Genomic DNA, 14683 nt, shown 5'->3' with positions numbered 1-14683 from the left:
TGTACTCACAGCCTTCCTTTGCGTGTTCCGGCTATGCCTCCTTGCCGGTTGAATTGGATCGATAATTTAGACGGAGTACAATTTCTGAGGAATGGACGGCGTGGCTCGCTGCGCCGTAGAACGTCATCCCCAGTTTGTCTTCCGTGGAGGAAAGTGTGGGTTTAGGTCGCGTCAGGACGCTGCCGGGGCTCACGGCTGTGGTCGTTGCCACCGGGTTGACGAGCTGCTCCCCGGGTTCGAGCGCCGGGAGCCCACGAGCCGCCTGTACCAGCCCCGGGGTGACGTCCGACCAGGTGAAGCTCGGTCTGGTGTACTCCGAGTCGGGCATGGGAAGCACCGCGATCGCCTCGGCCCGGTCCGGAGTGGACGCCAGAATCGGCCTGGTCAATGCTGAGGGCGGGATACACGGCCGCAAGGTTGTCTACGAGTGGCGTGACGATACGAACACGCTCGCCCAGAGCGCCACCGTCACCGAGGAACTTCTCCGGGACGAAGGGGTCTTCGGTCTCGTGACGGTCACCACCGCCCTCGGTAGCTCATTGGAAAGCCTCGCGGCGCAAAAGGTTCCCGTCGTCGGCTTCGGTCTGCAGTCCTGGGCCGAATACCCGAACCTGTTCTCCGACATGTACGAGGCTTCCCCTGAGACCGTCGGCCGCTACGTCCGGGCCAACGGCGGCAGCGGGGTCGGCATCCTGACCACGGGAACTCCGGCGTCCACGGTGGATGCCGTCACGTGGTACAGGACCGCGTTCCAGTCGATCGGGCTGACCTCGACCGATGCCATCTCCTACGCCCGCGGCAGCGACAGCCCTGCCAGGGTGGTTCGGGAGCTGGCCGCTGCCGGCGCCGACGCGCTGATCGGTTTCACGACCCCTGAGGACATGGCCGACGTCGTGCAGGCCGCCCGCGCGGTGAACCTGCGACTCGCCACCACCGTCTCGTTCACCGGCTACGACAGTGCGGTGCTACCCGTGCTGGGACAGGAGCTCGCGGGTGTCTCCTTCCCGGTGTACTCCCGTCCTTTCGAGGTCGGCGGCGCCGCCATCGACCGCTACCGCGCGGCGATGACCCGCTACGCACCCGAAACCGTCGAGCCCGACCAGCAGTTCGCCCTGCATGCGTACGTCTACAGCGACATGTTCCTGCGTGGGCTCGACCTGGCCGGCGACTGCCCCACCCGCGAGGGCTTCATCGGCGCGCTGCGGAAGGTCACCGGCTACGACGCGGGCGGCCTGATCGAACCCGTCAACCCGACCACCAACAGCACGCAGCCGCTCAACTGCTATGCCTTCGTCCAGATCAATCCCACCGGGACCGCGTTCCAGGTCACCCGCCCCCGCCTCTGCGCCGACGGCACCGCCGGCTGACCGCCTGGGGTCCGCGTCGGCCGGCCTGAGGACAGGGGCGTCACGATCGCTGGCGCCAGGGGTGGCGTCGGCCCGAACCGCAGGCCGCGGGAGCCAGCCCGACGTCTGCCACCGGCCACGCCGGCGCCGCGGGAGCAGATCCGCTCCTGCGCCGTGGGTCGGGTGACGACCCGCCAGACGATCGGCGCCAGGACCGCGCGCAGTGCGACCAGGTCGCAAGCTGTGATGGGGCGGACGAGTTGGCCTGTACGCCGGGTTCTGTTCCGGGTCGCCTCGCGGCTTGCCGGTGACGGTCATCTATCTAGGACCGCCGTTGCCGACGGCCTCCAGCGGCCTACCCGCAGGCTCGGGCGAGCAGCCCTCAGACGCCTGCGCAGCCCGCGACCGTGACCGGCCGGGGCCTCTTGGCCTTGCTCCGGGTGGGGTTTACCTAGCCGCCCGGGTCACCCCGGGCGCTGGTGCGCTCTTACCGCACCGTTTCACCCTTACCGGCGCCATGACGGCACCGGCGGTCTGTTCTCTGTGGCACTGTCCCGCGGGTCACCCCGGGTGGGCGTTACCCACCACCCCGCCCTGTGGAGCCCGGACGTTCCTCGGCGGCACCCGGGCTCGCGCCCCGGTACCGACGCGACCGTCCGGCCAACTCGTCCGCGCTGCTCAGCATATGGCACTGGCCGTCCTAGACTTCGGGCACGGGGTGAGGCGGCGGGGGGAGCGACTCCCGACCGCGCGGCCCGACAGGTACCGATGGGTAGGGGGCGGGCGATGACGGCACCACAGCAGCCAGGTGGCGGGGGTGAGCAGCCGCGTCCGGTGGCCTCCGGGCCGGCCGCGGGCGTTCCGGTCGGAGGCCCGCCGACCTCCGTCCCGGGCTCGTACCCGCCGGCCGGCGCGGTCCCGCCGGCGCCGCCTGCGTCCGGTGCCGTTCCGCCGGCGGTGCCCGGAGCGGTTCCCGGCGCGCCAGGCACCGGGACCGGGCCCACCGGTCGCGGGGCCGGCCGGGCCGCCCGCCGGGGCGTCGCCTACTCGACCTACGCGATCACCGTGCTGGTGCTGCTGATCGCCATCGCGGTCATCGTGTTCGTGGTGAAGAACGACCAGCGGGTGAGCATCTGGCTGTTCGGGTCGACCCAGGTGATGTCGGTGGCCGCCGCGCTGGCCGCCTCCGCCGCCGCGGGGCTGTTGGTCGGGCTTCTGATCGGCGTGATCCCACAGATCAGGCTGCGCCGGCAGCTGCGCCAGCTCCGCCGGGAGGACCGAGCCGCCTGAGCCGCCTGAGCCGGCTGACCCTTCCGCTCCGCCACCCGGCCCGCCTCACCCGACAGATCGAGCTCGACCGGGTGAACCGGGCCGGGTGCACGGATCAGCCGATCCGCTGGTTCTGCCGGTGTGTTCTGCCGGCCGGTCGCGCCGGTCATCATGATCTGTCCGGGTTTCGTGGACTTCGCCTTCGCCTCGACCGGTGGTTCGTTACCGCCGATGCCCAGGCGAATACGAAGGCGATCAGCCCGGCGAATGCGGCGCACGAACGCTGATCTGATCCCGGCTCTGATCCCGCCTCGGATCTCGGCGGGAAATCCCGTGGGAACGGCCGGTCCCGCACACCGCGTACCGCACGACAGGCGCGCCGCCTTCACGTTCAAACGCGGGTTGTTTCGAACGCGCCGCCGACGGCTTCACGGTGATCGCCGCACCGGAATAGCTCAGTGGCCGCGGAGCACCCAGTCGTCGTAGTCCACGGCTTCCTCGCCGATGGTCGTGTCGTCGCCGTGGCCGGTGTGCACGACCGTCCCGGAGGGCAGGGTGAGCAGTTTCGCCCGGATGGAGCTCAGGATGGTCGGGAAGTCGGAGAACGACCGGCCGGTCGCCCCCGGGCCGCCGCGGAACAGGGTGTCCCCGCTGAACAGCACGGGGTCGCCGTTGATCTCCCCGAACAGGCTGAYGCCGCCCGGGGAGTGGCCGGGGGTGTGCAGCACGCGCAGGGAACCGCCCGGGATCGGGATCACCTGGCCGTCGCGCAGCGCCTCGTCCGGCCCGCGCTCGGGGTAGACCTGCCGCCACAGCACCGCGTCGGCCGGGTGCAGCGCGATCGGGGCGCGCACCCGGTCGGCCAGCTCGGCAGCCGCGTTGATGTGGTCGTTGTGGCCGTGCGTCGCGATGATCAGGGACACCCGCCGGCCGTCCACCGCGGCCTCGATGACGGACGGGTCGTGGGCCGCGTCGACGACGACCACCGACTGCTCGTCGCCGACGAGCCACACGTTGTTGTCGACGGTGAACGACTGGCCGTCGAGGGTGAAGTCACCGCGGGTGATCACCCGATCGATCCGCTGACCGCCGCTGACCGCCACAGGAAACTCCTCTCCGCGCCGGTTCGTGCACCGGTCGACCCGGGACGACCGTACCCGTCCGGCCTGCCCCTGAGGCACTTCGTCGGCCCGCTGTACCCGTCCGGATTCACCGGAACGGGAGGGCGCTCAGATCAGGACGACGCTGCGCAGCACGTCACCTCGCCGCATCCGCTCGAAGGCCCGCTCGACGTCCCCGATGCCGACCGTCTCGGTGACGAACGCGGCCAGGTCGAGCCGGCCACCGCGGTGCAGGTCGATGATGATCGGGAAATCCCTGGTCGGGAGGCAGTCGCCGTACCAGGACGACGCCAGCGAGCCGCCGCGGCTGAACACCTCGATGAGCGGCAGCTCGACGGTCATCGACGGGTCGGGCACGCCGACGAGCACCAGCCGTCCGGCCAGGTCGCGGGAGAAGAACGCCTGCCGGTAGGTCTCGGGGCGGCCGACCGCCTCGATCACGACGTCCGCCCCGTTGCCGTCGGTCAGCGCCCGCACGGCCTCCACCGGGTCCTCGTTCCGGGAGTTCACGACGTGGGTCGCGCCGAACCCGCGGGCCCACTCGAGCTTGCGGTCGTCCACGTCGACGGCGATGATCCGGCGCGCGCCGGCGACCGACGCGCCGGCGATGGCCGCGTCGCCGACCCCGCCGCAGCCGAAGACGGCGACCGTCTCGCCGCGGGTTATCCGTCCGGTGTTCACCGCGGCGCCGAAGCCGGCCATGACCCCACAGCCGATCAGGCCCGCCGCCTGCGGCGGAACGGCCGGGTCGACCTTGACGCACTGCCCGGCGGCCACGAGTGTCAGCGGCGTGAAGGCACCGATGCCCAGCGCGGGGGAGAGCGGGGTGCCGTCCTCCAGCGTCATCGGGTTGACGGCGTTGCGGGAGTCGAAGCAGTACCAGGGCGCCCCGCGCAGGCACGACCGGCACGTCCCGCACGGCGCCCGCCAGGCCAGCACCACGTAGTCACCCGGGGCGACCGAGGTGACCCCCTCGCCGACGGACTCGACCGTCCCGGCCGCCTCGTGGCCGAGTAGGAACGGGTAGTCGTCGTTGATCGCGCCCTCGCGGTAGTGCAGGTCGGTGTGGCACACCCCGCACGCCTGCACCCGGACCCGGGCCTCCCCGGGGCCCGGCGGCGGCACGATGATCCGTGTCAGCGCCACCGGCGCGCCCTTCTCGACCGCGACGACCGCCTCCACCGCCACTGCCTGCGGGCCATCCGTCATGGCACTCCCTTTCACCATCGCCGTGTCATCACCGACTCACCTGGACGTCAGCCAACACCCGACCGTCATCTCACCGCAATGTCGTCGCGCAACCGGAGCCGGCGGGCGGGGGAGCGGCTCTGCGCCCGCGGCGTCCGGTCCGGCGGCGGCGACGTAGGCGGCGGGTACGCGGTGACGTAGGCGACGGTGTGCGGCGACGTGCGCTTCGGGTACATGGAGCGCAAGATGAACTACCGCAGATATCGCCGCGAAACGCGCCGGGTGGGCACCGAAGTTCGAGTCACACATGAGGCGAGGAACGCGACACGCCGACTGGCGGCCCCCGAGACCGCCGATACCGGGTCCGGGTCGGTACGCTCCAACCGGTCCGTTTCTGCTCGTCACAGGAGGAGACCTCCGCCGGGAAGCAGTAACAGCCGACGCTGTAACAGCTGATGYGGTATCAGCTGATGCGGACGCACCCGAAGCTGAGACAGCCGAAGCAGGGGCACCCGAACCAGAGGTATTCACGCAGGGACTGCCCGAGCAGTCGTGAGGAGCAGGTACACCGTGGTCCGTTCCGACTCCGCCGCGGTCTCCGGTCCGCCGGGCCGCCGCTACTACGGTGAGGTGACGGTCGGCGAGCCCCGCCTGTCCGAGGACGGCCGGCTTGAGGTCGGGGGCGAGGAACCCGACGAGGGTGTCGGCAAGCCCGGTCCGACCGGGCGTCCGATGCCGGTGTTCCCCGTCCCGCCGGCACTGAGCTCACACGGCCCCGCCTGGGTCGTCGCCATGTGCAACCAGAAGGGCGGCGTGGGCAAGACCACGAGCACGATCAACCTGGGGGCCGCGCTCGCCGAGTACGGCCGGCGGGTGCTGCTCGTCGACTTCGACCCCCAGGGTGCGCTCTCGGTGGGCCTGGGCATCAACCCGATGCAGTTCGAGGTCACCGTGCACGATCTGCTGCTCGGCGGCGACGCCGACATCCAGGACACCATCGTCGAGACCCAGGTCGAGGGCCTCGACCTGTTGCCGAGCAACATCGACCTGTCGGCCGCCGAGGTGCTGCTGGTCACCGAGGTCGGCCGCGAGCACAGCCTGGCCCGCACCCTCACCCCGGTGATGGACGTCTACGACGTCATCCTCATCGACTGCCAGCCGTCGCTGGGCCTGCTCACGGTCAACGCCCTGACGGCCGCCGACGCCGTCATGGTTCCGCTGGAGTGCGAGTACTTCGCGCTGCGCGGGGTGGCGCTGCTCCTGCAGACCATCGACAAGGTGCGCGAGCGGCTGAACTCCCGCCTGGAGCTCGCGGGCATCCTGGCGACCATGTACGACGCTCGTACGCTGCACGCTCGCGAGGTGCTCGCCCGGGTCGTCGAGCGGTTTCCCGAAGAGGTCTTCCACACGGTGATCAACCGGACGGTACGGTTCCCGGAGACCACCGTGGCCGGGGAGCCGATCACGACCTACGCGCCGACATCTGTCGGTGCGGCCGGATACCGTCGGCTGGCCCGGGAGCTGATGGCGCGCTACGCGACGCCGCCCGCGGTCGGGTGACCCGGGCCGGCCCGCCCGGCTGACCTGTCGGCCAGCCGGTGGGCCGGTAGGCAGCGGGACCCGGTCGGCGGGTCCTGGAGGTAGGACGACGGATCGGGGACGGACGACAAGCCGTGCTGTTTCACCTCGCCGAGCCCGCGGCGCTGCTCGGGATCGTGCTCGCCTTCGTCATCGGCATCGTCGTCCACGACGGTGCGCAGATCCTCGCGGCCCGGCTGGCCCGTGACCCGATCCCGAGGCGCTCCGGGCGGCTGACCGCCGGGGTGGGCACCCAGCGGATCAGCCCGTTCAGCTGGGTCGGCGTGCTCATCGGCGGTGCCGGGTGGGCGGAGCCGATCCGGATGAACGACGTCTGGCGCAAGCGCCGTTTCCACGTGGCCGCCGCCCTGCTCGCGGGCCCGCTCTCCTACGCGCTGCTCGCGCTCGCGTCGCTCGCCGGCGCACGCGCGCTCACGCAGCGCGCAGTGATCGACACCGGGGACCGCGCGGCCGAGATCGTCGGCGGCACCTTCTCGGTGGAGCTGCTGCTGTGGATGGCGATCACCTTCGGGTCGTTGTGCATCCTCAGCCTCGTCCCGGTGCCGCCGACGGACGGCGGGCGCATCCTGTTCCTGCTCGGCCCGCAGTCCGAGGGCTGGCGCAAGGCGAACCACCGGCTCACCGAGGGCAACGTCGGGGTGGTGATCCTCCTCGCGGTGATCATCCTGCCGGTGCTGTTCCCCGGGTTCCCGTCGGTGATCGGTCAGCTGATCTGGCCGCTCACCCGCGGCCTGGGCTCCCTGATCGGGATCGATCTGCCGTAGGCGGGCCCAGGTGGGTGCGGCCGGTGTGCACGTCGGGACGATACGTCACAGGGCGTAACGTGGCCGTATGAGCTCGTCCGGGACAGACACGGCCACCGGTGTGGGCGTGCTCGGCCCGGCAGCGGACGAACCGGTGCCCAACGGGCCCACTGCTCCCACAGGGTCCACCGGACCCGCCAGGCCGATGAAGGCCGCCGCGCCCGCCGCGCCTGCCGGGGCCGCCGTGCCGACCGCGCGTGGCGGGCGCACCGAGCCGTTCGTCGTCGAGCTGGAGAACTTCTCCGGCCCCTTCGACCTGCTGCTCTCGCTGATCGCCAAGCATCGGCTGGACGTCACCGAGGTGGCGCTGTCGCAGGTGACCGACGAGTTCGTCGCGCACATCAGGCGGCTGGGCAAGCACTTCGACCTCGGCCAGGCCACCGAGTTCCTGGTGATCGCGGCGACGCTGCTCGACCTGAAGGCCGCCCGCCTGCTGCCCGGCGCGATCTCCGACGACGAGGCCGAGGACTTCGCCCTGCTGGAGGCTCGTGACCTGCTGTTCGCCCGGCTGCTCCAGTACCGGGCCTACAAGGAGGCCGCCGCGATCTTCACCGCGATGATGGCGCTGGAGTCGAGGTTCGTCCCGCGGGCGGTGCCGCTGGAGCCGCGCTACGCCGCCGCGTTGCCCGAGGTGCAGATCAGCATCGGGCCGTCCGAGCTCGCCGCGCTCGCCGCCCGGCTGCGTGAGCCGCCGCTGCCCCCGCAGGTGGCCACCGACCACGTCCACCTGCCCCGGGTCAGCGTCCGCGAGCACATGATCGCGGTGATCGGGATGCTGCGGGAGCTGGGTGCCGCGTCGTTCACCGCGCTGTGTGCGGGCCTGGCCGAGACGATAGAGGTCGTCGCGCGCTTCCTGGCCCTGCTGGAGCTGTTCCGGGAGGGCCGGATCGTCTTCGAGCAGGAGCGCCCGCTCGGTGAGCTCATCGTCCGCTGGGTCGCGCGCCCCGAGGACGACGACCGTCCTGTCGGTGCCTCGCTCTACTCTGGCGAGGATGAGCCGGACGAGCCCTTCACCCCTGTGGTGAGCACCGCCCCCGCCGGGGACACCGCCGCCGCCGGTGCGGGTGCCGGTGCCGGAGCGGGGGAGGGCACCGGAGCTGAGGACGATCCGCTCGACGGCCGCCGCCGGCCGAGGCGACCGAGGAGACCGACCGCGTGACCCCTGATTCCACCAACGGGCCAGTCGGCGCCGACGGCTTCGCCGGCACCGACTGGCCCACCGGCACGGGCGCGCCCGCTGGCACGAACGGGGCGGTTCCCGCGCCCCGGTCGCCGGCTCCGCCCCGGTCGCCGGGCCCGCGGGTGCCGCCGGCTCCGCCCGCGGGCGAGCGGCCATCCGACATCGCGCTCGTCGAGGCGGTGCTGACCGTCGCGGAGAACCCGGTCGGCGTGGCCGAGTTCGCCACCGCACTCGACATCCCCGCCCGGCGGGTCGAGGCGCTGCTCGCCGAGCTCGCCGCACAGTACGAGCGGGACGGGCGCGGCTTCCGGCTGCGCCACGTGGGTCGGGGCTGGCGGCTGTACACGGCCGACGAGTGCGCCCCGTGGGTCGAGCGCTTCGTGCTGGCCGGCCAGTCCGCCCGCCTCTCCCAGGCCGCGCTGGAGACGCTGGCGATCGTCGCCTACCAGCAGCCGGTCAGCCGCGGTCGGATCTCCGCGGTGCGCGGGGTCTCGGCCGACGGCGTCATCCGTACCCTCACCGCCCGCAACCTCGTCGAGGAATGCGGCCACGACCACGAGTCGGGAGCCATCCTGTACCGCACCACCGACTACTTCCTGGAACGCATGGGCCTGCGTGACCTGGACGAACTGCCCCCGCTCGCACCCCTGCTGCCGGGTGTGGACGATGTCGATGACATCGTGGCGTCATGAACGGCACCGAATCCGAGTCCCCCGGCACCCGCCGCCGGGACCCGGCGTCCGAGGGCATCCGTCTGCAGAAGGTGCTGGCCTCCGCCGGCATCGGTTCTCGCCGGCACAACGAGGAACTGATCGACTCCGGTCGCGTCCGGGTCGACGGCGAGGTGGTCCGCGAGCAGGGCCGTCGGGTCGACCCGGAGACGGCGGTGATCGAGGTCGACGGCGAGCGCGTCGTCACCCGCACCGGGCTGGTGCACCTGGCGCTGAACAAGCCGCGCGGTGTGCTGTCGGCGATGTCCGACGACCGCGGCCGGCCGACCATCGCCGACTTTCTCACCGAGTTCGGCTCCGTTGGCCTGTTCCACGTCGGCCGGCTGGACGGCGACAGCGAGGGCCTGCTGCTCGTCACCAACGACGGCGATCTCGCCCACCGRCTCACCCACCCGTCCTTCGGCGTGCCGAAGACCTACCTGGTCGAGATCAGCGGCCCGGTCCGCCGCGACGTCCCGCGCCGGCTGCGCTCGGGGGTGACCCTCGAGGACGGCCCCGTCTCGGTCGACGCCGCCCGGATCGTCGACGTCGCCGCGTCCCGGGTCATGATGGAGCTCACCCTGCACGAGGGCCGCAAGCACGTGGTCCGCCGCATGATGGAGGCCGTGGGGCACCCGGTGCACCGCCTCGTCCGGGTCTCGTTCGGCCCGGTGACGCTCGGCACGCTGCGGGCCGGCCGCGCCCGCCATCTCACCCGGCACGAGGTGGGGGCGCTCTACAAGGCGACCGGGCTGTGAGTCCCGGCGAGCCCCCCACGGCGGCCGGGCGGTTCTCGCCGCCCTACGTCCGCCCGGGGGTCGAGGCGGCCGCGGGGGGCTCGCCCGCGTGGGATCCGGCGCACCTGCCCGAGCTGCGCCGGGTGGCCGTCGTCGGGTCCGGGCTGATCGGCACGAGCATCGGGCTGGCGCTGTCCGGGCGCGGCGTGGAGGTGTTCCTGCGCGACTCCGACGGCGCCCAGGTGAAGCTCGCCGAGGCGATGGGCGCCGGCCGGCCCTGGCAGGGCGAGCGGGTCGACCACGCGGTGATCGCCACGCCGCTGCCCACCGTCGCCGCCGAGCTGCGCGACCTGCAGCGCGGCGGCCTGGCGACGACGGTCAGCGACGCCGGCAGCGTGAAGACCCGCCCGCTGGTCGAGGCCGTCCAGCTCGGCTGTGATCTCGGGGCCTGGTGCCCGGCCCATCCGATCGCCGGGCGGGAGCGGCACGGGGCGGTGTCCGCCCGCGCGGACCTGTTCGCCGAGCGGGTGTGGGCGGTCTGCCCGGTGGCCCACACCGGCGCGGACGCGATCGCGGCGACCGCCGCCCTCGCCCTTGCCTGCGGCGCGACACCGGTGCGCACCACCCCCGAGCGCCACGACGCCGCGATGGCCGTCCTCTCGCACGTTCCGCAGCTGGTGGCGAGCGTGCTCGCCGGGAGCCTGCTCGGCCTCGACTCGCACGACCTGCCGTTCGCCGGCCAGGGCTTCCGCGACACGACCCGCCTCGCCGACAGCGACCCCGTCCTGTGGGCGTCGATCATCGAGGGCAACCGCGGGCCCATCGCCGAGCGCGTGCGCCGGCTGGGGCGGGAGTTCACCCACCTCGCGGACGTGCTCGCCGAGGGGACCCGTGACGAGGTGGTCGAGGCGGTCACGGCGGCGATCCACGGCGGGCGGCACGGCCGGTCGCTGCTGCCCCGCAAGGCCGGCGCCCGGGCACTTCCGTGGGGCTGGGTCGGTGTGGTGCTCGACGACCGTCCCGGCCAGCTCGCGGCGCTGTTCGCCGTGATCGGCGAGTGGGACGTCAACATCGAGGACGTCGGGCCGTTCGAGCACAGCCTGGACGCCCCCGCCGGCATCGTCGAGATCGCGGTCGATCCGGACGGCGCGGACGGACTCGTCGAACGGCTGACGCGGGCCGGATGGACGGCATATCGGCGCTCGTGACGGACCAGCGAGTAGCCTGAGCCGGGTTGGCCGTCCGGCAGGTGTTCTAGGGACCACCAGCCTGGGACTTCCGGCCCGGAGACAGTCGGGGTGGGCGCGCCGCGCCGCCCCGGCCGCGACCGGGCCGTCGGCCCGGGTCCGAGACGCCGCCGGCCTGGCGTGGACGAAGGAACATGCGGGTCGCACAGACACGCGTCCGGACGGAGGAGACGGGTGAGCCCCGACGACGGGTCCGCTTCGCCGGGGGCTTCGGCCACCGGCAGCCACGACGATGCTTTCAGGACGGGGGGCCCCGGGACGACGGTGGCGCCCTCGGTACCGGGCCCGGTGACCGCCGGGGCCGCCCCCGCCGCCCCCACCGGTCTCGTGGTCGCGGTGGACGGCCCGGGCGGCTCCGGGAAGAGCACCGTCTCCCGGGAGATCGCGCGCCGGCTCGGCCTGCGCTACCTGGACACCGGGGCGATGTACCGGGCGGTCACCCAGGTCGCACTGGAGCGCCGCATCGACATCGAGGACCCGGCCGCGGTGGCCGAGGTCGTCGAGCGCACCGTCCTCACGGTCGGCACGGATCCCGACCGCCCGTCGATCTCCGTCGACGGGGTGAACGTCGACGAGCAGATCCGCACCCGGGCGGTGACGAACGCCGTGAGCGCGGTCGCCGCCGTGCCCGCCGTGCGGGCCCGGATGGTCGCGCAGCAGCGCGAGATCATCGCCGAGGCCCTCGTCGCCGGCGGCATCGTGGTCGAGGGCCGCGACATCGGCTCGGTCGTCGCGCCGGACGCCCCGGTCAAGGTCTTCCTCACCGCGTCCACCGAGGTGCGCGCGCTGCGGCGGTCCCGGCAGCTGGGAGAGAAGGGCGTCGACGACGTGGCCCGCACCCTGGCCGAGCTCGACCGCCGTGACGCCCTCGACAGCTCGCGCACGGTCGACCCACTGTCCATTCCCGCGGGCGCGATCGTTCTCGACTCCAGCGCGCTGTCGGTCCCCGAGGTGGTGGACGAGGTCCTGCGCCAGGGCGAGCACGTGCTCGCCACGACCTCATGACCGCCGCCGACGGCCGGCTCGACACGCCGGACGGGCCGGTGGCCGAGCCGGTAGCCGGGGCCGGCGCTCCGGCCGAGCCCGCTCCGGTCGAGCCCGCGGCGGTCGAGCCCGCCGCGGTCGAGTCGGCTCCGGCAGCTCCGGCCGCAGGCGGAGTCGAGCCGGCGCCGAAGGCCGTCGTGCCAGCTCCGAGCGGCGTCGAGTCGGCGACGAGCGGGGCCCGGGCCGAGCGGGTCCGTCCGGCGACCTCGGTCGGGGCGCCGGCGCACCGCGGTGCCGCGTCGAAGCCGTTCAACGACATCACCCACCGCGTGCTCAAGCCGCCGGTCCGCCAGGTCCTCAACCACCTGGTGATGAACGTGGTCCACGAGGGCTGGGAGAACGTCCCGCACGGCGAGCCTCTGATCTTCGCGGGGAACCACAGCAGCTGGATGGACGGGCCGCTCGTCGTCATCGAGGCGCCGCGCACCGTGCGGTGCCTGGTGAAGTCCGAGATGTACAAGGGCATCCTGGGCAGGCTGCTGCTGTTCGTCGGCCAGATCCCGATCAACCGCGGCCGCCCGGACCGCGACGCCCTGCACACCGCGCTCGACGAGCTCTCCCGTGGCGGCGCCATCGGCGTGTTCCCCGAGGGCACCCGGGGCAGCGGTGAGATGGCCGCCGTCCAGCACGGCATCGCCTACCTGGCCGTGCACGGGCGTTGCCGTGTCCTTCCCGTGGCCTGCATCAACACCGGTGCCGCGCTGCCCCGGGGCGCCAAGTGGCCGCGTCGGTCGGTGAAGGTCCGGGTGGTGTTCGGCAAGCCGTTCGAGGTGGAGGTGCCGGCGAACCCGCGTTCGCGGCGGGCGCTGGCCGCCGTGGCGGAGGACATCCGGGTCCGGCTGGCGGATCATCTGGCGACGGTGCGTGCCGGCGAGAGCCGGGATTCGTCGGCGGCGGAGTAAGTTCTACCGGATCGCTGTTTGTTCCGAGTGCGCCGGACGGGTCCGCCGTCCGCGGAAGGACAGCTCGCAGCCAGTTCACCGAGATGTCCAGCCCAAGCGGAGTGCAGCCGTCATGAACACCGAAGATCTCGCCGCGTCCGTCGACGACGGCCCTGTGGGCGCTGCCCTCCCGCTGGCGGGAGGGCAGCCCGTCCTCGCCGTCGTCGGCCGGCCGAACGTGGGCAAGTCGACGCTGGTCAACCGCATCCTGGGCCGCCGCGCGGCCGTCGTCGAGGACGTCCCCGGCGTCACCCGTGACCGGGTCGCCTACGACGCGGTGTGGAACGGCCGCCGGTTCACCCTCGTCGACACCGGCGGCTGGGAGCCCGACGCCCGCGGCCTCGCCGCCCGGGTCTCCGACCAGGCCCGCGCCGCGCTCGACACCGCCGACGGCGTGCTGTTCGTGATCGACGCCACCGTCGGCGCGACCGACGCCGACGAGGCCGTCGCCCGGGTGCTGCACCGGTCGGGCCGGCCGGTGATCCTCGCCGCGAACAAGGTCGACGACGCCCGCACGGAGGCCGACGCCGCCGCGCTGTGGAGCCTCGGGCTGGGCGAGCCGTACCCGGTGTCCGCGCTGCACGGCCGGGGCAGCGGCGACCTGCTGGACGCCGTCCTCGCGGTGCTGCCCGAGGCACCCCGCGAGCGGTTCACCGAGGAGGACGGCCCCCGGCGCGTGGCGCTGATCGGGCGGCCGAACGTCGGCAAGTCCAGCCTGCTCAACAAACTGGCCGGCAGCGAGCGCTCGCTGGTGCACGACGTCGCGGGCACGACCCGCGACCCGGTGGACGAGCTCGTCACCGTCGGCGGCGAGACCTGGATGTTCATCGACACCGCCGGCCTGCGGCGGCGGGTGAAGGAGGCCTCCGGCGCCGAGTACTACTCGTCGCTGCGCACCGCCTCCGCGCTGGAGGCCGCCGAGGTCGCGATCGTCCTGCTCGCCGCGGACGAGCCGGTCACCGAGCAGGACCAGCGGATCATCAGCATGGTCACCGACGCCGGCCGGGCCCTCGTCCTCGCCTTCAACAAGTGGGACACGCTCGACACCGAGCGCCGTCTCGACCTGGAGCAGGAGATCGTCCGCGAGCTGGGCCGGGTGGCCTGGGCGCCGCGGGTGAACATCTCGGCCCGCACCGGCCGCGCCACCGACCGGCTCGCCCCGGCGCTGCGGACGTCCCTCGACTCGTGGGGAACGCGCATCCCGACCGGCCGCCTCAACGCCTGGATCGGCGAGGTCGTGGCGGCCACGCCGCCGCCGTCGCGGGGCGGGAAGCTGCCGCGGGTGCTGTTCGCGACCCAGGCCGGGGTGCGCCCGCCGCGCTTCGTCGTGTTCACCACCGGATTCCTCGAGCCGGCCTACCGGCGTTTCCTGGAGCGCAAACTGCGCGAGGACTTCGGCTTCGCCGGCACGCCCATCGAGATCTCGATCCGGGTCCGCGAGCGTCCCGACCGCCACCGCTAGCCCCGGGGCTGAGCCGTGCTGTCGTACCCGCGGTCC

At 72.9% G+C, this 14683-nt stretch carries 13 protein-coding genes and 1 other RNA gene; 11 read left to right on the top strand and 3 right to left on the bottom strand.

The window, feature by feature from the left end; translation table 11 throughout:
* The first annotated feature begins 197 nt into the window (after nt 1-197).
* Entirely contained in the window at nt 198-1367 is a 1170-nt protein-coding gene (locus BBK14_RS17365) for an ABC transporter substrate-binding protein (RefSeq protein ID WP_083391026.1), read from the top strand.
* 231 nt (nt 1368-1598) lie between these two features.
* Here BBK14_RS17365 and rnpB read toward each other — a convergent pair.
* An RNA gene (rnpB, locus tag BBK14_RS17360) (RNase P RNA component class A) lies at nt 1599-2014 on the bottom strand.
* A gap of 118 nt (nt 2015-2132) precedes the next feature.
* Here rnpB and BBK14_RS17355 point away from each other — a divergent pair.
* On the top strand, nt 2133-2636 hold the full coding sequence (locus tag BBK14_RS17355) for a lipopolysaccharide assembly protein LapA domain-containing protein (RefSeq protein WP_071063760.1): 504 nt from the start codon (nt 2133-2135) through the stop codon (nt 2634-2636).
* Nucleotides 2637-3070: 434 nt separating this feature from the next.
* Here the strand turns inward: BBK14_RS17355 and BBK14_RS17350 are convergent, their stop codons facing one another.
* Entirely contained in the window at nt 3071-3718 is a 648-nt protein-coding gene (locus BBK14_RS17350; protein WP_071063758.1) for an MBL fold metallo-hydrolase, read from the bottom strand.
* Between the two features lie 126 nt (nt 3719-3844).
* Complete coding sequence (locus tag BBK14_RS17345; RefSeq protein ID WP_071063756.1) at nt 3845-4945, bottom strand: S-(hydroxymethyl)mycothiol dehydrogenase; 1101 nt, start codon at nt 4943-4945, stop codon at nt 3845-3847.
* Between the two features lie 549 nt (nt 4946-5494).
* Here BBK14_RS17345 and BBK14_RS17340 point away from each other — a divergent pair.
* From BBK14_RS17340 to der, 9 genes are all read left to right on the top strand, one after another.
* On the top strand, nt 5495-6484 hold the full coding sequence (locus tag BBK14_RS17340; RefSeq protein ID WP_071063754.1) for a ParA family protein: 990 nt from the start codon (nt 5495-5497) through the stop codon (nt 6482-6484).
* Nucleotides 6485-6597: 113 nt separating this feature from the next.
* Nucleotides 6598-7287, top strand: a complete 690-nt coding sequence (locus tag BBK14_RS17335) for a M50 family metallopeptidase (RefSeq protein WP_071063752.1) — start codon at nt 6598-6600, stop codon at nt 7285-7287.
* Between the two features lie 67 nt (nt 7288-7354).
* The gene (locus tag BBK14_RS17330; protein ID WP_071063750.1) at nt 7355-8485 is read left to right on the top strand and encodes a segregation and condensation protein A; all 1131 of its coding nucleotides are present in this window, start codon (nt 7355-7357) and stop codon (nt 8483-8485) included.
* Nucleotides 8482-9198, top strand: coding sequence for an SMC-Scp complex subunit ScpB (scpB, locus tag BBK14_RS17325; RefSeq protein ID WP_071063748.1), 717 nt, complete (start codon nt 8482-8484; stop codon nt 9196-9198). The genes BBK14_RS17330 and scpB overlap by 4 nt, the downstream gene beginning before the upstream one ends.
* On the top strand, nt 9195-9974 hold the full coding sequence (locus tag BBK14_RS17320) for a pseudouridine synthase (protein WP_071063746.1): 780 nt from the start codon (nt 9195-9197) through the stop codon (nt 9972-9974). The genes scpB and BBK14_RS17320 overlap by 4 nt, the downstream gene beginning before the upstream one ends.
* Complete coding sequence (locus BBK14_RS17315; RefSeq protein ID WP_071063744.1) at nt 9971-11161, top strand: prephenate dehydrogenase; 1191 nt, start codon at nt 9971-9973, stop codon at nt 11159-11161. Before BBK14_RS17320 ends, BBK14_RS17315 begins: the two co-directional genes overlap by 4 nt.
* A 213-nt stretch (nt 11162-11374) precedes the next feature.
* Nucleotides 11375-12205 (top strand): (d)CMP kinase, encoded by an 831-nt coding sequence (gene cmk, locus BBK14_RS17310; protein ID WP_071063742.1) that lies wholly within the window; start codon nt 11375-11377, stop codon nt 12203-12205.
* On the top strand, nt 12202-13146 hold the full coding sequence (locus BBK14_RS17305; RefSeq protein WP_071063740.1) for a lysophospholipid acyltransferase family protein: 945 nt from the start codon (nt 12202-12204) through the stop codon (nt 13144-13146). Before cmk ends, BBK14_RS17305 begins: the two co-directional genes overlap by 4 nt.
* Nucleotides 13147-13258: 112 nt before the next feature.
* A complete protein-coding gene (gene der / locus BBK14_RS17300) occupies nt 13259-14647 on the top strand; it encodes a ribosome biogenesis GTPase Der (RefSeq protein ID WP_071063738.1) in 1389 nt (462 codons plus the stop codon).
* Nucleotides 14648-14683 lie beyond the last annotated feature (36 nt).

The sequence above is a fragment of the Parafrankia soli genome, assembly GCF_001854695.1.
GTDB classification, from domain to species: domain Bacteria; phylum Actinomycetota; class Actinomycetes; order Frankiales; family Frankiaceae; genus Parafrankia; species Parafrankia soli.
The sequence above is the reverse complement of the archived record's forward strand: the minus strand, read 5'-3'. Positions and strand labels throughout refer to the sequence as shown.

What these genes read in the sequence shown, in the direction of transcription:
- BBK14_RS17355 (WP_071063760.1), top strand. Translation starts at nt 2,133, where the DNA reads ATGACGGCACCACAGCAGCCAGGTGGCGGGGGTGAGCAGCCGCGTCCG.
- BBK14_RS17345 (WP_071063756.1), bottom strand. Translation starts at nt 4,945, where the DNA reads ATGACGGATGGCCCGCAGGCAGTGGCGGTGGAGGCGGTCGTCGCGGTC.
- BBK14_RS17330 (WP_071063750.1), top strand. Translation starts at nt 7,355, where the DNA reads ATGAGCTCGTCCGGGACAGACACGGCCACCGGTGTGGGCGTGCTCGGC.
- BBK14_RS17305 (WP_071063740.1), top strand. Translation starts at nt 12,202, where the DNA reads ATGACCGCCGCCGACGGCCGGCTCGACACGCCGGACGGGCCGGTGGCC.
- der (WP_071063738.1), top strand. Translation starts at nt 13,259, where the DNA reads ATGAACACCGAAGATCTCGCCGCGTCCGTCGACGACGGCCCTGTGGGC.